Source organism: Actinokineospora sp. NBRC 105648 (assembly GCF_030269645.1).
In the GTDB taxonomy this organism is placed as follows: domain Bacteria; phylum Actinomycetota; class Actinomycetes; order Mycobacteriales; family Pseudonocardiaceae; genus Actinokineospora.
The window spans coordinates 226,386-241,413 of sequence record NZ_BSTR01000007.1; the positions used below are offsets into that span (position 1 = coordinate 226,386).

Genomic DNA, 15,028 nt, shown 5'->3' on the forward strand with positions numbered 1-15,028 from the left:
CCACGACAGGCGCATCACGGCAACTCAGGTTCCACAAGCTTCGCAGCATCCAACGCGGGCGCGCACAACTTCGCCGAGTCCCCACCAACGAGCTGGAGGTCGACGCGCGACTTGTCGGTGACACCGATGGCCACCGCACACCCGCCGTCGTTCGGGCGAAGTGCCTGGACACCGCTGTGCGACCCGACCGAGACCTCCTTGATCTCACCGTCGGCGACTACGTCCTTGATCCCGGCATCCTCGAACAGGACCAGGGTGATCGTGTAGCTGTCCGCGATGCTGCCCTTGTCGACCCGCCAGGTGCACGTGCGCGATTTGCCAGTGGTCTTGGGTCTCGGGGCACCGGTGATCCCGATCGACTTGGCCGCACTGCTGGAGATCAGCTCACACGGGTCCAGCGACTTGAGCGACGGCCCGGACGACCCGGTCGTCGACGGCGTGTTGGGCTTCGTGGTGGTGCCCGTCGTTGTACCACCGCTGGCCACGGGGCTACCCGCTGTCGAGTCGGAACACGCGGCGAGTCCCAGGAGCAAGACCGAAACCGCACCGACCCAGGCCGACCTGCGCACGAATCCCCCGTATCCCATGATCAGCTCAGACAAGGGTGCCAGCGATCTGCTGATCGGTCTCCTGGTAGTTCGCCATCGCCTTCTTGATGCCCTCTTCGGCCTTGACCAGCGATTCGCGGAAGTGCAGGAGCTGGGTCAGGAATCCCTGGGCGTCCGACGCCACCTGCGCCATGTACGGCTTCATGACCTCGGCGTTGTTGGAACTTCCGAGCATGGGGCTCTGCGACAGCACCGACAGCGTCGACCGCTCGTCGTCGACCCAGGCGGCCATGTTCCGGATGGCGGTGAGGAGGGCGGCGCCGCCTTCCTCGTTCACGGCGAAGCGGCCTGCGGCGGCGCTGCCCGCGAAGTCGTCCATGGCCTTGCCGATGGCGCTCAGCGGGGCGTTCGCGCCCTCGTCGATGTACATGGTCGCCCCCGATCCCGGTCAAAGACTCCACGGGCACGGTACCAACAGGGGTGTGCCCTCGTCCCGGGTGTGACGCAAGTGGGGCGGGCGGGGTTCCGCGGAACGCCCGAGGTCCCCCGCACGGGGTGCGGGGGACCTCGGAAGAGCGAAGCAGTCGATCCGACGCGGGCGACCGACGAGCGGTGGAGCGGGAACATCAGCAGCTTCGTCAACCGGCTGGCCGAGCGACGACGAGCGGTGGAGCGGTGGAGCCGCGGATCAGCCGAAGCGGCCGGAGATGTAGTCCTCGGTGGCCTTCTGGGTGGGGTTGGAGAAGATGCGCTCGGTGTCGTCGATCTCCACCAGCCTGCCGGGCTGGCCGACGCCCGCGAGGTTGAAGAACGCCGTCTGGTCGCTCACCCGGGCCGCCTGCTGCATGTTGTGGGTGACGATGACGATCGTGTAGTCCTTCTTCAGCTCTTGGATCAGGTCCTCGATCGCCAGGGTGGAGATGGGGTCCAGCGCCGAGCACGGCTCGTCCATGAGCAGGACGTCGGGCTGCACGGCGATGGCCCGGGCGATGCAGAGCCGCTGCTGCTGGCCGCCGGAGAGGCCGCCGCCGGGGCGGTTGAGGCGGTCCTTGACCTCGGCCCACAGGTTGGCGCCGCGCAGGGCCTGCTCGGCGATCTGGTCGAGCTTCTTGCGGTCGCGCTCGCCCGCGAGCTTGAGGCCCGCGACGACGTTGTCGCGGATCGACATGGTCGGGAACGGGTTGGGGCGCTGGAACACCATGCCGATGGTGCGCCGGACCGACACCGGGTCGACGGTGGAGGCGTAGATGTTCTCGCCGTCGAGCAGGACGTTGCCCTCGGCGCGGGCGCCCGGGATGACCTCGTGCATGCGGTTGAGCGACCGCAGGACGGTCGACTTGCCGCAGCCCGAGGGGCCGATGAACGCGGTGACGTTGCGCGGCGGCACCGCCAGCGAGACCTGGTCGACGGCGTGGAACTTGCCGTAGTACAGGTTGAGGTCCTTCACATCAATTCGCTTGGCCATGATCGCTCGCTTACTTCGTCTTCAGGGAGGTAAACCGCGAGATCAACGATCCCAGCAGGTTGAACACGGTGATGATGATGATCAGCGTGACCGCCGCGCCCCAGACCCGGGACTCGCCGACCGCGTTGGTGGTGAGCCGCTCGGAGGTCATCAGCAGCGGCAGCGACGCCATGTTGCCCTGGAACGGGTCGTAGTTGATGAAGGTGGTGTAGCCGACCAGGACCAGCACCGGCGCGGTCTCGCCCATCACGCGGGCGATGGCCAGCGAGATGCCGGTGATGATGCCCGAGAGCGCGGTCGGCACGACGATCTTGACGATCGTCTTCCACTTCGGCACGCCGAGCGCGTAGGCGGCCTCGCGCAGCTCGTCCGGGACGATCTTGAGCAGCTCCTCGGTGGTGCGCACCACCACCGGGATCATCAGCAGCACCAGGGCCAGCGAGACGGCGAAGGCGCTGCGGGGCAGGCCCAGGGTGGTGACCCAGAGCGCGTAGATGAACAGGGCGGCCACGATCGAGGGGACACCGGAGAGGATGTCGACGGTGAACGTCACGGCCTTGGCCAGCCGCGAGCGCTTGCCGTACTCGACCAGGTAGACCGCCACCATGACCGCGATCGGCACCGCGATGACCGCGCAGATCAGGCCCTGCAGCAGGGTGCCGATGATCGCGTGGAAGACACCGCCGCCGAACTGGCGGGAGGTCAGGCCCGCGAGCGACTTCTGCCACCAGTCGGCGGAGAGGACGTACTGGAAGCCCTTGGCCAGGACCGTGATCAGCAGCCACACCAGCGGGGCCAGGGCGACGACGAAGGCGCCCCCCACCAGGACGGTGGCCAGCTTGTTCTTGAACCGCCGGGAGGAGTTGATCTCCTGGAAGGCGGGTGGGGTCGCGGGCCGGTCGAGGTCGGTCGCGGTGCTCATTCGTACTCCTTGTGACCGGAGATGATCGATCGGGCGAACGCGTTGACCACGAAGGTGAGCACGAACAGCACGAGACCGGCCGCGATGTAGGCCCCCGCGCCGCGCGGGTCGTTGAACTCCTGCGCCGCCCGGGCAATCTTGGAGGCGATGGTGTCGCCGCCGTCGAACAGCGTGAAGCTGAAGGGCTGGTTGGTCGAGCTGAGGATGATCAGCACGGCGATGGTCTCGCCGAGCGCGCGGCCCAGGCCGAGCATGGAGGCGCTGACGTAGCCCGCGCGGCCGAAGGGCAGCACGGTCGTGCGCACGACCTCCCACTTGGTGGCGCCCAGCGCGAGCGCGCCCTCGATCTGCATCGGCGGGGTGCGGTCGAAGACCTCGCGGCTGATCGCGGTGATGATCGGCAGCAGCATCACCGCGAGCACGATGCCCGCGGTGAAGATGGTCTGGCCGATCACCAGGTTGGAGCTGCCGGTGGCGAAGATCGGCAGCCAGCCCAGGTTCTCGTTGAGCCAGACGCTGATCGGCGAGAGCGCGGGCGCCAGCACGTAGGCGCCCCACAGGCCGTAGATGATCGAGGGGACCGCGGCCAGCAGGTCGACGAGGTAGGCGAACGGCTTGGCCAGCCTGCGCGGGGCGTACTGGGTGAGGAACAGCGCGATGCCCAGCGAGACCGGCATCGCGATGATCAGCGCGAAGACCGCGCTGAAGATGGTGACCAGCAGCAGGTCGAGCACGCCGAAGGCCAGGTTGCCCGGCTCCGGCTTCCACTCCCGGCTGAACAGGAAGTTGACGTTGTTCTCGGCCAGCGAGGGGATCGCCTGGATCAGCAGGAAGATGCCGATCAGGGCGATCATGACGACGACGAAGACGCCGGAACCGACAGTCAACGCCTTGAAGATCTTGTCACCCGGTCGGGTGACCACCTTGGGGGGAGTGGTGGGGTCACCACCGCTGCCGCCCTGTGCAGTGGAAGTAATCGGGGCCTCCGGTGCGGTGTTGGACGCCGCGCCGTCCCGCGGCCCGCCGGTGCTCGCACCGGGGGCCGCGGGACGTCCGACCGTGTCGGATTCGCTCATCTCGTCGTCTCGGCTCGCTTGTTCGCCAGTGGGAAAACTAGGCGATCGCCTTGACGGCGGTCAGCAGCTTCTCCTGGAACTCGTTGGGCAGCGGGACGTAGCCCGCGTCCGCCAGCGCGCCCTGGCCGTCGGTGGCGGCCACCGTCAGGAACGCCTTGACAGCCTTGGCGGTGTCCGCGTCGTAGCCCTTCGAGCAGACGATCTCGTAGGTCGCGAGCACCAGCGGGTAGGCACCGGGGGTGTTGCTGGCGTAGAGCGCGTCGAGGTCGAGGACCAGGTCGTTGCCGGTGCCCTTGACCTTGGCGGACTTGATCGCGGTCGCCGCGCCCTCGGCGCCGAGCGCGACCGCGCCCGAGCCGCTGTCGATCTTGGCGGCGGTCAGGTTCTTGTCCTGGATGTAGGACCACTCGATGTAGCCGATGGTGCCGTCACCGGCGGCGATGGCCTCGGCCACGCCCGCGGAGCCCTGTGCGCCCTGGCCGACGCCACCGTTGAACTTCTTGCCCGTGTCCTTGGTCCAGGCGCCCTTGCCCGCGGCCTTGAGGTACTTCTGGAAGTTGTCGGTGGTACCCGACTCCTCACCGCGGTAGACGACGGTGATGGCCTTGTCCGGGAGGGTCGCGCCCTTGGCGACGGCGGCGATCTCGGGGGCGTTCCACTTGGTCACGGCACCGCTGAAGATCTTGGCGGTGACCTCGGGGGTCAGCGTCAGGTCGGTCACGCCGTCGACCTTGTAGGCCAGGCCGACCGGGCCGAACACCAGCGGGAGGTTCCAGGCGTCGTTGCCCTGGCAGCGCTTGTTGGCCGCCTCGACCTCGCCCTTGTCCTTGTTCAGCGCCGAGTCCGAGGCGCCGATGTCGACCTGGCCCGCGTTGAACTGCTTCACACCCGCGCCCGAACCGGTGGGGTTGTAGGAGATCTGCTGGCCCGCGCACTTCTGGCCGTAGGCGGCCGCGAAGGCCTCCATGGCGCCCTTCTGGGCGCTGGAGCCCTCGGCGGTCAGGCTCTTCTTGCCGACGCACTCCACCGCCGCCGTGCCGGTGGGCGCGGGCGCGGCCGTGTTCGACGACGCGGGTGTGTTGTTGTCGCTGCCACACGCCGAGAGCGCGAGGGCGCCGGCCGCGATGATGCCGAGCACGGACGCCGGCCGCTTGCTGATCACAGTGATTCCTCCAGGCAGGAGTCTTCTCAGGTAGCGACGTGACCCTGCGTCCGTCGCCTAGCCGGCGACGCTAGGCAGCGGTAGTGGACGGCTGCCCTTGACGGGGTTAACGAAGGGTGAACAAGCCCATCTTTGTGACCGTTGCGATATGCCCGACGCCTGGTCGTGGCCTGTCCGTGACCTGTACGTTCGCGCTGCGTAACCGACTATCTGCCGTCTGCGTCTGCACGTGCATATTGCACGTCGACGGCCGAACGGGTGAACCCCAACCGGGTGTACACCGCCACCGCGGGTGCGTTGTCCGATTCGACGTACAGGATGACCTCGGCCAGCCCCAGCGACCGCAGGTGCGCCAGCCCGGCCAGGGTCAGCGCCTTGCCGAGGCCACCGCCCTGCGCGGTCGGGTCCACCCCGACGACGTACACCTCGCCCACCCCGTCCGGGTGAACCTTGGTCCAGTGGAAGCCGACCACCCGATCGCCCTCGACGGCCAGGAACAGGCCCGCCGGGTCGAACCACGGCTCGGCCTCGGCGGCCTCGACGTCGGCCACCGTCAGCGCGCCCTGCTCGGGGTGCCAGTCGAAGGCCCGCTTGTTCACCTCGACCAGCGCGGCCTCGTCGCGGCCCGGTTCGAAGGTCCGCACCAGCACCCCCGGCCGCCACACCGGGGCGGCGAGGTCGTCGGCGAACGCCAGGCGCATGGTCAGCAGCTGCCGCACCGGCTCGAGGCCGTGCCGGGCGGCGATCCGCCCGGCACCGGGGTGGTCGCCGTGCGCCCAGAACCGGACGCCCGCGGCGGCGTGCCCGAGGACGGCGTCGACCAGGGCGGTGCCGATCCCGCGGCGGCGCGCGTCCGGGTGCACCAGTACCTCGGCGACCTGCCTGCCGAAGGAGTCGCCGTCGGTGTCCAGGTGGGCGTAGCCGACCAGCTCGGCGCCGTCGGTGGCCACGAGGTGCTCACCACCGCGGAACTCGCGCGGCAGCGGTCCGTCGGCGGAGACCTCGGGACGACCGTCCCGGGTCGCGACGGCGAGCAGCAGCGGGTGGATCTCGGCGGCGGTGGCCGGGGAGTCGGCGCGCCACGTCAGGTCGGTCACGAGGTCGAACGTACCTACCAGGCTTCGACGCGGTGGCCGCGGTCCGCCCCCTGGGACGGCTCGACCTCGCGGCGGGCCCCCGGCTTGGGCGGCTGGACGAACTTGTAGCCCACGTTGCGCACGGTGCCGATCATCTGCTCGTGCTCGGGGCCGAGCTTGGCGCGCAGCCGCCGCACGTGCACGTCGACGGTGCGGGTGCCGCCGAAGAAGTCGTAGCCCCAGACCTCCTGCAGCAGCTGCGCCCGGGTGAACACCCGGCCCGCGTGCTGGGCGAGGTACTTGAGCAGCTCGAACTCCTTGTAGGTGAGGTCGAGCGGGCGCCCGCGCAGCCGCGCGGTGTAGGTGGCCTCGTCGATCACCAGCTCGCCCAGGCGCAGCGCGCCGTCGGCGGGGGCACCGGCCGGGCCGCGCGAGGTGAGCAGCCGGAGCCGGGCGTCGACCTCGGCCGGGCCCGCGGTGGGCAGCAGGATCTCGTCGATGCGCCAGTCGCTGGTGATGGCGATCAGGCCGCCCTCGTTGACCACGGCGAGCACCGGGGCGCTGTCGCCACCGCTGGTCAGCAGCCTGCACAGGCTCTTGGCCGCGGCCAGGTCGGTGCGCGCGTCGACGATCACCGCGTCCCGCGACCCCGCCTCGAGCAGGGCGGTGACCTCGGGGGCCTGGGCGCGCACGGTGTGCGGCAGGAGCATCAGCGACGGCAGCACCGCGGCGGGCTCCGGGTCGGCGGTCAGCAGCAGCAGGTCGAGGCTCATCGGAGTCCGCCTCTCTCGTGCGTGAATCCGCGCCGCGGCGTTGGGGTGCGGCCCCAGCTGGGGTGGCTATTTCGGCTGCGAGAACAATAGCCGGGCGGTCGGGCGAATGTCGTGGACGTGACGTCGGGGTCACACGGGCGCCGACGATGATCCGCAGCTCAGACGGGTCGTGTTACGACCGGGTAAATCCTGCGTCCACCTGCCGATCGCGTCACCCGATCGGTTTATCCGGCGGCGGTTGAAATGATGTGTGAATCGAGTGTTTCGCGCTCCGGCGTCCCAGCATTCGGTCGGCGGGGGCAACGCGGCGGCGGTCCGCGACGTCCCTGTCGGTGGGCGCGCGGACGGCGTGCGGCGGCTGCGGGATCATTGGTGGGCGTGACCTCCCGCCGGTGCGGGTAGTTGGGCAACGACAGGTCGACACGAACGGGTGGCGGGATGACGACGATGGCGAACTCGGACAGGCCGACGGCGGCCCCCAGGCGGGGCCGGTCCAAGGCGGTGCGGCGGCTCGTCATCACCCTGGTCGTGCTGGTCGGGCTGCTGGTCGCGGCCGACTTCGGCGCGGCGGCGGTCTTCGAGCACGAGGTGTCCAAGCGGGCCCAGCAGCAGTTCGGGCTCCGCGACCACCCGTCGGTGAAGGTCGGCGGCTTCTCCTTCCTGCTCCAGGCGGTCTCCGGCGAGTACGACCGGGTGACCATCGACGCCAAGGGCGTGCCGGTGAAGGACACCCTGCGCGACGTCGACGTGCACGCCGAGCTGCGCGGGGTGCAGGCCCCGCTGTCCGACCTGATCGGCGGCTCGCTCAAGGAGGTCCCGATCCGCGAGGTCGAGGGCCAGGTGAAGGTCAAGGCCTCCGACCTCAACCGCGCGCTGCAGACCAACAGCAACGAGGCCGTCTCGGCGGTCACCAACCTGACGATCGACCCGGTCAGCGAGAAGACGGTCCGGACCGCCCCCACCGACGGCACCGAGACCGAGGTCGACGGCAAGGAGGTCGCCGACCAGGAGGGCACCACCGCGGGCGTGAAGCTGTGCGGCACGGTCGCCATCGCGGGCGCGCCCACCGAGCTGTGCGTGTTCTCGATCGTCTCGCTGGACAACGGCGCCATCAAGATCGCCCCCGCCCGGCTGGAGGTGCACAACTCGGGCTCCGAGGTCGCGCTGCCCGCCGCGCTGCAGAAGCGGGTGCTCGGCCTGTTCGCCTACCGGGTCGACCCGGGCGCGCTGCCGTTCAAGGTCACGCCCACCGCGGTCACCGTCGAGCCCGGCCTGCTCTCGGTCAAGGGCAAGGCCAGCAACCTGGTCCTGGGCCGCTAGTGACCGGCGCGCTCGTGGCCGTCGGCACGCTGCTGCTCTGCGCGGTGGTGGGGCTGGTGCTGCGGGCGCGCAACGGGCGGGTCCGGGAAGGCCGGGGAAGCCGGGGAACCACTGTGGAACTGGTGCCGGAGGACGTGCGCGCGGTCCTCGACCCGGCGGCCGCGGTCACGCTGGTGCAGCTGTCCACGACGTTCTGCACGCCGTGCAGGCACACCCGGGTCCTGCTGTCCGACCTCGCCGGGCGCACCGCCGGGCTGGCGCACACCGACATCGACCTCACCGACCGCCCGGAGTTGGCCAAGGCGCTGTCGGTCCTGCGCACCCCGACGACGCTCGCGGTAGACGCCCACGGGGTGGAACTGCTCCGCGTCGGCGGCGTACCGAAACGTGAAGATCTCCTCACGGCGCTGCGGCCGCACCTGCCCGGCTGAGCGGCTCCCGACCTGCGCTTTCACCGTCGCGCAAGTGCGCGGCCGCCTGTCTCACCAGATGGGCGGCGGCTCTCAAAGAAGGGGCCTGCGGGTACGCTCGCGGCCGTGTCCAGCTTCCTGACCAGGCGACGCGCGGTGGACTTCTGCCGCGTGGACAGCAGCCTGTGTCGGGCCTCCTGACCGGGCTGAGCCAGCGGCGCCACGCGCCCGAGCCCGCCCGCACCGGACCCCCATCGCGTCCAGGTCAGGAGAGGCCGTGTCCGAACAACCCACCCCCGAAGAAGCCGTGCCCACACCCGCCCGGCCGTCGGTCGACCCGCGCGGACCGCGGTTCGCCGCCTGGCTGACCACCGCGGTCCTGCTGGTCGTGCTGTTCACCGGCTGGTGGCCGCTGCTGGCCGCGCAGGCGGTGGTGTTCGCCCTCGGCGCGTTCGCCGGCCTGCGGTTCTCGCCGTACGCCGCCCTGTTCCGGGCGCTCGTCGCGCCTCGGCTCGCGCCCACCGACGAGCGCGAGGACGCTGCCCCCGTGCGGTTCGCGCAGGGCGTCGGTTTCGGCTTCGCCGTCCTCGGGTCACTGGGCTACGCCCTCGGTGTCACCGGTCTGGGCGTCGTCGCCACCGCGTTCGCGCTGGCCGCCGCCTTCCTGAACGCCGCGTTCGGGTTCTGCCTCGGCTGCGAGGCCTATCTGCTGATCAACCGCCTGTCCATCAAGCAAAGGAAAGTGGGAACCGCCCGATGAGCCGCGAAGACGTGCTTGTTTCGGCAGCCTGGGCCGAGGAGAACCTGACCGCCCCCGGGGTCGTGTTCGTCGAGGTCGACGAGGACGCCAGCGCCTACGACACCGGCCACATCCCGGGTGCGGTGAAGGTCGACTGGAAGCAGGACCTGCAGGACCCGGTGCGCCGCGACTTCGTCGACCGCGCGGGCTTCGAGAAGCTGCTCTCCGCGCGCGGCATCGGCAACGACGACACCGTGATCCTCTACGGCGGCAACAACAACTGGTTCGCCGCGTACGCGTACTGGTACTTCAAGCTCTACGGCCACTCGTCGGTGAAGCTGCTCGACGGCGGTCGCAAGAAGTGGGAACTCGACGGCCGCCCGCTCGACGCCGAGGCCGTCACCCGCGACGAGACGACCTACACCGCCCAGGAGCAGGACCTCTCGGTGCGCGCGTTCCGCGACGAGGCGGTCGCGGCGATCAACACCAAGAACCTGGTCGACGTGCGCTCGCCCGACGAGTTCTCCGGCAAGCTCGCAGCCCCGGCGCACCTGCCGCAGGAGCAGGCGCAGGTCAAGGGCCACATCCCGACCGCGCTGAACGTGCCGTGGAGCAAGGCGGCCAACGAGGACGGCACGTTCAAGTCCAACGACGAGCTGCGCGAGCTGTACAAGGAGGCCGGGCTCGACGAGTCCAAGGCCACCATCGCCTACTGCCGCATCGGCGAGCGGTCCTCGCACACCTGGTTCGCGCTGCGCGAGCTGCTCGGCTACCAGGACGTCAAGAACTACGACGGCTCGTGGACCGAGTACGGCTCCCTGGTCGGCGTGCCGGTGGAGATCGGCGCCCAGCACTGAGCCCACCGCGCGGGCAACGGCACTGAACCAGCTGGAATCGATACTGAGAGGTGGACTGACATGAGCTCCTGCGGAGCACCGGAGCAGGGCAACGCCCTCCCGGCGAACGTGGACGCGGGCAAGGAGATCGTGCTCAACGGCAAGGTCACCAGTGGCGGCGAGCCCGTCGGCGGCGCTTTCGTCCGCCTGCTCGACTCGACCGGCGAGTTCACCGCCGAGGTCGTCTCGTCCGAGGCGGGCGACTTCCGCTTCTTCGCCGCGCCCGGCGAGTGGACCGTGCGCGCCCTGCACCGCACCGGCAACGGTGAGGCCAAGGTCAGCGCGGACGGCCCCGGGCTGCACGAGGTGGCGGTCGCGGTCGGCTAGACCTGTACTAGCGAGAGGCCCGGGAGCATCTGCTCCCGGGCCTCTCGTCGTTGGTGGACCTGGTTGACAGCCGGGGTCGGGCGGGGAAGTCTGTAACCGTTAGACGAACACGTTAACCGATTATCGGTGGTGGACATGGCGGATCTCCCTTCCCTGAACGAGCGACTGCTGGCGGTGGCCGCGTCAGTGAACCGGCCCGAGGAGGCCAAGAACGCGATCAACGACGCGCTGGACGAGCTGGCCCGGGAGGGCGTCGCGCCGGGGCTGGCGCTGGGCGCGACGGCGCCGGACTTCACCCTGCCCAACGCGGTGGGCGACCCCGTGCGGCTCGCCGACCGGCTGGCCACCGGCCCGGTGGTGCTGACCTTCTACCGGGGGACCTGGTGCCCCTACTGCAACATCGAGCTGAACGCCTACCAGGAGGCGCTGCCCGCGCTGCGGGCCGAGGGGGCGCACGTCATCGCGGTCAGCCCGCAGGCGCCGGACGACTCGCTGGAGATGCGCGACAAGCACGACCTGGAGTTCGACGTGCTCTCCGACCTCGGCCAGGAGGTGCTGACCGCGTACCGGGTGCGGTTCGTCTTCCCAGCCGCGGCGGTGCCGCACCTGCTCGACGCCACCGCGAAGGCGCTGGCCAAGCAGCAGCCCGATGGCGACTGGAGCCTGCCCGTCCCGGCGACCTTCGTGCTCGACCGCGAGGGCGTCGTGCGGGCCCGGCACGTGAGCATGGCCTACCGCACCCGGATGGAGCCCGCCGAGGCGCTGCGGGTCGTCCGCGAGATCAACGGGGGCACGGCATGAGCACCATCGCGTCGCTGCAGACCCAGGTGGCCCGGATCCCGCTGGGCGCGGGCCGCGGCGGGTCCGGCGCGACCGAGGTGGCGCTGCTGCTGGCGACCGTGACCGACGACGAGGGCGCGGTCGGGACCGGCTTCACCTACGCGCTCACCGGCGGCATCGAGGGCGTGCACGCGCTCACGGCCGGGATCGTGCGGGAGCGCGTCACCGGCACCCGGCTGGACCACTGGCCGCGGACCTGGCAGGACGTCTGGGCGCGGACTCACCGGCTGGGCAAGGGAATCGCGTTGCCCGCACTGTCCGCTGTGGACATCGCGGTGTGGGACCTGCGGGCGAACCGGGCGGGGGAACCGCTGTACCGGTTCCTCGGCGCGCACCACGACCGGGTGCCGATCTACGGCAGCGGCCGGGCCACGCACGCGATGAGCGTTGACGAGCTGGTCGAGGGCTCGCGGTCGTACCTGGCCGAGGGCTACGACGCGGTGAAGCTGCGGGTCGGCGCCCGGCGGGCCGAGGAGGACCTGGAGCGGGTGGCCGCGGTCCGCACCGCCCTCGGCGACGGCGTGCGGATCATGGTCGACTGCAACGAGCGGCTGGACCTGCCGACCGCGCTGTGGCTCGGCCGCAAGCTGGCCGACCTGGGCGTGTACTGGATGGAGGAGCCGTTGGGCTCCGACGACATCGCCGGGCACGCCCAGCTCGCCGAGCGCGCCGGGCTGCCGATCGCGGTCGGCGAGCACCTGCACGGCCGGTTCGAGTTCGCCAACTACCTGCGGGCGGGCGCGGCCTCGGTGCTGCAGCCCGACGTCCCGCTGGTCGGCGGGGTCACCGAGTGGCTGCGGATCAGCGCGATCGCCGAGCCGTTCGGCGCCGTGCTGGCGCCGCACTTCCTGCCCGAGCTGCACGTGCACCTGGCCGCGGCCGTGCCGAACTGCCCCACCGTGGAGCACTTCCCGCTGATCGACGACGTGCTGTCCGAGACCGTCGAGATCGCGGGCGGCTTCGCCACCCCACCCGAGCGCCCGGGGCACGGCATCCGCTGGGACCGCGATGCCCTCGACCGCTTCCGCACCGACCTTCCCCAGGAGTGACCGTGGCCAAGCCTTTCGCCTCGACCGCCGACACGGCGGAGAAGACCGAGACCCTGGAGGTGCTCGCCGAGGGCGTCTACGCCCTGACCACCGGCGGTGACCCGAACGTGGGCGCCGTCGAGGGCGAGGACTTCCTCGTCTGCTTCGAAGCCCGCGCCACCCCGCTGATGGCGCGGCGCTGGCTCGACCGACTTCGCGAGCACACCGACAAACCGGTGCGCTACCTGGTGCTGTCGCACTACCACGCCGTCCGGGTGCTCGGCGCCGCCGGCTTCGACGCCGAGGTGATCGTCACCAGCGCCGAGACCAAGCGGCTGATCGCCGAACGCGGCGCCGAGGACTGGGCGGTCGAGTTCGGCCGGATGCCCCGGCTGTTCGACGGCCACGAGGAGATCCCCGGGCTCACCTGGCCGACGCTCACCTTCGCCGACAGCCTCTCGATCGAGCTCGGCGGCGACCGGGGAACCCTGGAGCTGGGCTTCGCCGGGCGCGGCCACACCTCCGGTGACATCTACGCGTGGCTGCCGGAGAAGCGGATCCTGTTCACCGGCGACCTCGTGGAGAACGGCTCGGCGGTGTACACCGGCGACGCCTACCACCAGGACTGGAGCACCGGCACCCTCGACGCGGTCAAGGCCCTGCGCCCCGAGATCCTAGTCGGCGGCCGCGGCGAGATCGCCCGCACGGCGGCGGAGAGCGACCAGGCCATCGAGACCACCCGCGACTTCCTGACCACGCTGCTGCGCGCGGTCGGCGAGGTCCGCGACCAGGGCGGCGCACCCCGAGACGCCTACCGCGCGGCCCGCGAGGCACTGCTGCCGACCTACGGCGGGATGCCGGTGTTCGAGCACGCGATGGTCTTCGACACCCAGCGGGTGTGGGAGGAACTGGCAGGCGAGCCGCCCGCGATCTGGACCACCGACCGGGACCACCTGGTCTGGGACGAGCTGACGGGCTGAGGGAGTCAGGACATGGTCTTCTACCGCAGCGCGGGTGAGATCCCGCGCAGACGCCACACGAAGTTCCGCGGTCCCAACGGCGCCCTGCTGCACGAGGAGATGCAGGGCGAAGAGGGCTTCAGCTGGACCCAGTCGTTCCTCTATCACCGCGAGGCCCCCACCGCGATCACCGCCGCGGTAACGGTGGAACTGCCGGACGACAGCCTGGTCGACAACACACCACTGCTGCCTCGACACCTGCGCACGCACGAGCTGAAGGCAGGCGGCGACCCGGTCCTGGACCGGCAAGTGCTGCTGGGCAACGGACAGGTGGTCGTGTCCTCGGTGTGCGCCGACCGCGACAGCGAGCTGTACCGGAACGCGGTCGGCGACGAGCTGGTGTTCATCGAGTCCGGCTCCGCGGTGCTCGAGTCGGCCTACGGCAGCCTGCCGGTCACCGACGGCGACTACGTGCTGGTACCGACCTCGACCACACACCGTTGGGTGCTGGAGTCGCCGGAACTGCGACTGCTGGTGATGGCGGCCGCCGATGGCGGGCACATCCGTCCACCGTCCCGCTTCATGTCCCCGGTGGGCCAGTTCCTGGACGGCTCGCCGTACAACGAGCGCGACCTGCGGGCCCCGGCAGAGCCCCTACCGGACCTATCGGGAACCGCCGAGGTCTACGTCCGCCACCGAGGCGGGATGACGCGATACACCTATGCGCACCACCCTTTCGACGTGGTGGGCTGGGATGGCTGCAACTACCCCTACGCACTGTCCATTAAGGACTACATGCCGTCGACGGGGGCGTTGCACCTACCGCCCCCGACCTACATCACCTTCGAGGGCCCCGGGTTCGTGGTGTGCTCGTTCGTACCACGGATGTTCGACTACCACCCTGACGCGGTCAAGGTCCCCTACAACCACGCCAACGTCGACTCGGATGAAGTCCTGTTCTACTGCGGCGGAGATTTCATGAGCAGGGCAGGTAGCGGTATCGAACAGGGATCGCTGTCATTGCACCCGGCGGGATACGTACACGGCCCACAGCCCGGCAGCGCCGAGAAGAGCCTGACGGCAACGAGGACCGAGGAGTACGCGGTCATGCTGGACACCTTCCGGCCTCTGCGCTTGGGGGCGGCGGCATCGTCCATTGAGGACGAGAGTTACCCCTGGAGCTGGGCACGCGGCGAAGGCATCGAAGTAACCACGCAGCCCTAGTCCAGCCCCAGCCCCCGTCCCCAGCCCCATCCCGTCCCTCGCCTCCATGTTCTTACCCTTGCCCTCCTCACCCTTGCCCTTGCCCTTGCCCTTGCCCTTGCCCTTGCCCTTGCCCTTGCCCTCAATCACTAATTCCCAAGCCCTACGGAACGCAACACCCGTTACGGATGTGCTCGATCTGGCGGACTCCCTTTGTGTGGGGGAGGAGTGCCGCTAACCTTGACCTGGTGGTGGGGATGCCCTTCACCCCACGCTTTTTCCCC

Annotated in this window: 17 protein-coding genes; 9 read left to right on the plus strand and 8 right to left on the minus strand. The window is 70.1% G+C overall.

Features of this window, described 5'->3' with window-relative positions:
• Positions 1-14: 14 nt before the first annotated feature.
• From QSK30_RS09870 to QSK30_RS09905, 8 genes are all read right to left on the minus strand, one after another.
• On the minus strand, positions 15-587 hold the full coding sequence (locus QSK30_RS09870; protein WP_285501568.1) for a DUF3558 domain-containing protein: 573 nt from the start codon (positions 585-587) through the stop codon (positions 15-17).
• A 7-nt stretch (positions 588-594) separates the two neighbouring features.
• Positions 595-978: a hypothetical protein gene (locus QSK30_RS09875; protein ID WP_285501570.1), complete on the minus strand. Its 384-nt coding sequence runs from the start codon at positions 976-978 to the stop codon at positions 595-597.
• Positions 979-1,236: 258 nt separating this feature from the next.
• Positions 1,237-2,013, minus strand: coding sequence for a phosphate ABC transporter ATP-binding protein PstB (gene pstB, locus QSK30_RS09880; RefSeq protein WP_285501571.1), 777 nt, complete (start codon positions 2,011-2,013; stop codon positions 1,237-1,239).
• Between the two features lie 10 nt (positions 2,014-2,023).
• Complete coding sequence (gene pstA / locus QSK30_RS09885) at positions 2,024-2,935, minus strand: phosphate ABC transporter permease PstA (protein ID WP_285501572.1); 912 nt, start codon at positions 2,933-2,935, stop codon at positions 2,024-2,026.
• On the minus strand, positions 2,932-4,011 hold the full coding sequence (pstC, locus tag QSK30_RS09890) for a phosphate ABC transporter permease subunit PstC (RefSeq protein ID WP_285501573.1): 1,080 nt from the start codon (positions 4,009-4,011) through the stop codon (positions 2,932-2,934). Before pstC ends, pstA begins: the two co-directional genes overlap by 4 nt.
• A gap of 37 nt (positions 4,012-4,048) precedes the next feature.
• Entirely contained in the window at positions 4,049-5,173 is a 1,125-nt protein-coding gene (gene pstS / locus QSK30_RS09895) for a phosphate ABC transporter substrate-binding protein PstS (RefSeq protein ID WP_285501574.1), read from the minus strand.
• 206 nt (positions 5,174-5,379) lie between these two features.
• Entirely contained in the window at positions 5,380-6,270 is an 891-nt protein-coding gene (gene mshD, locus QSK30_RS09900; protein ID WP_285501577.1) for a mycothiol synthase, read from the minus strand.
• 14 nt (positions 6,271-6,284) lie between these two features.
• Positions 6,285-7,022, minus strand: coding sequence for a winged helix-turn-helix transcriptional regulator (locus QSK30_RS09905; RefSeq protein ID WP_285501578.1), 738 nt, complete (start codon positions 7,020-7,022; stop codon positions 6,285-6,287).
• Positions 7,023-7,469: 447 nt separating this feature from the next.
• On the opposite strand from QSK30_RS09905, the gene QSK30_RS09910 reads away from it, so the two are divergent.
• From QSK30_RS09910 to QSK30_RS09950, 9 genes are all read left to right on the plus strand, one after another.
• The gene (locus tag QSK30_RS09910) at positions 7,470-8,342 is read left to right on the plus strand and encodes an LmeA family phospholipid-binding protein (RefSeq protein WP_285501579.1); all 873 of its coding nucleotides are present in this window, start codon (positions 7,470-7,472) and stop codon (positions 8,340-8,342) included.
• Entirely contained in the window at positions 8,342-8,773 is a 432-nt protein-coding gene (locus QSK30_RS09915) for a TlpA family protein disulfide reductase (protein ID WP_285501581.1), read from the plus strand. The genes QSK30_RS09910 and QSK30_RS09915 overlap by 1 nt, the downstream gene beginning before the upstream one ends.
• A 256-nt stretch (positions 8,774-9,029) precedes the next feature.
• Positions 9,030-9,512 (plus strand): DUF4395 domain-containing protein, encoded by a 483-nt coding sequence (locus QSK30_RS09920; RefSeq protein ID WP_285501582.1) that lies wholly within the window; start codon positions 9,030-9,032, stop codon positions 9,510-9,512.
• Positions 9,509-10,348, plus strand: a complete 840-nt coding sequence (locus QSK30_RS09925) for a sulfurtransferase (protein WP_285501583.1) — start codon at positions 9,509-9,511, stop codon at positions 10,346-10,348. Before QSK30_RS09920 ends, QSK30_RS09925 begins: the two co-directional genes overlap by 4 nt.
• Positions 10,349-10,408: 60 nt before the next feature.
• The gene (locus QSK30_RS09930) at positions 10,409-10,714 is read left to right on the plus strand and encodes a DUF1416 domain-containing protein (protein WP_285501585.1); all 306 of its coding nucleotides are present in this window, start codon (positions 10,409-10,411) and stop codon (positions 10,712-10,714) included.
• Positions 10,715-10,849: 135 nt separating this feature from the next.
• Complete coding sequence (locus QSK30_RS09935) at positions 10,850-11,515, plus strand: peroxiredoxin-like family protein (RefSeq protein ID WP_285501587.1); 666 nt, start codon at positions 10,850-10,852, stop codon at positions 11,513-11,515.
• The gene (locus QSK30_RS09940) at positions 11,512-12,603 is read left to right on the plus strand and encodes a mandelate racemase/muconate lactonizing enzyme family protein (RefSeq protein WP_285501588.1); all 1,092 of its coding nucleotides are present in this window, start codon (positions 11,512-11,514) and stop codon (positions 12,601-12,603) included. Before QSK30_RS09935 ends, QSK30_RS09940 begins: the two co-directional genes overlap by 4 nt.
• Positions 12,604-12,605: 2 nt before the next feature.
• The gene (locus QSK30_RS09945; protein WP_285501590.1) at positions 12,606-13,562 is read left to right on the plus strand and encodes an MBL fold metallo-hydrolase; all 957 of its coding nucleotides are present in this window, start codon (positions 12,606-12,608) and stop codon (positions 13,560-13,562) included.
• Positions 13,563-13,574: 12 nt separating this feature from the next.
• Positions 13,575-14,765, plus strand: coding sequence for a homogentisate 1,2-dioxygenase (locus tag QSK30_RS09950; protein ID WP_285501592.1), 1,191 nt, complete (start codon positions 13,575-13,577; stop codon positions 14,763-14,765).
• The last annotated feature ends 263 nt before the right edge of the window (positions 14,766-15,028 follow it).

Bases quoted from the DNA above. Each gene is read 5' to 3' on its own strand.
- QSK30_RS09870 (WP_285501568.1), bottom strand. From the start codon at position 587: ATGGGATACGGGGGATTCGTGCGCAGGTCGGCCTGGGTCGGTGCGGTT.
- QSK30_RS09875 (WP_285501570.1), bottom strand. From the start codon at position 978: ATGTACATCGACGAGGGCGCGAACGCCCCGCTGAGCGCCATCGGCAAG.
- pstB (WP_285501571.1), bottom strand. From the start codon at position 2,013: ATGGCCAAGCGAATTGATGTGAAGGACCTCAACCTGTACTACGGCAAG.
- pstA (WP_285501572.1), bottom strand. From the start codon at position 2,935: ATGAGCACCGCGACCGACCTCGACCGGCCCGCGACCCCACCCGCCTTC.
- pstC (WP_285501573.1), bottom strand. From the start codon at position 4,011: ATGAGCGAATCCGACACGGTCGGACGTCCCGCGGCCCCCGGTGCGAGC.
- QSK30_RS09905 (WP_285501578.1), bottom strand. From the start codon at position 7,022: ATGAGCCTCGACCTGCTGCTGCTGACCGCCGACCCGGAGCCCGCCGCG.
- QSK30_RS09910 (WP_285501579.1), top strand. From the start codon at position 7,470: ATGGCGAACTCGGACAGGCCGACGGCGGCCCCCAGGCGGGGCCGGTCC.
- QSK30_RS09925 (WP_285501583.1), top strand. From the start codon at position 9,509: ATGAGCCGCGAAGACGTGCTTGTTTCGGCAGCCTGGGCCGAGGAGAAC.
- QSK30_RS09930 (WP_285501585.1), top strand. From the start codon at position 10,409: ATGAGCTCCTGCGGAGCACCGGAGCAGGGCAACGCCCTCCCGGCGAAC.
- QSK30_RS09935 (WP_285501587.1), top strand. From the start codon at position 10,850: ATGGCGGATCTCCCTTCCCTGAACGAGCGACTGCTGGCGGTGGCCGCG.
- QSK30_RS09940 (WP_285501588.1), top strand. From the start codon at position 11,512: ATGAGCACCATCGCGTCGCTGCAGACCCAGGTGGCCCGGATCCCGCTG.
- QSK30_RS09950 (WP_285501592.1), top strand. From the start codon at position 13,575: ATGGTCTTCTACCGCAGCGCGGGTGAGATCCCGCGCAGACGCCACACG.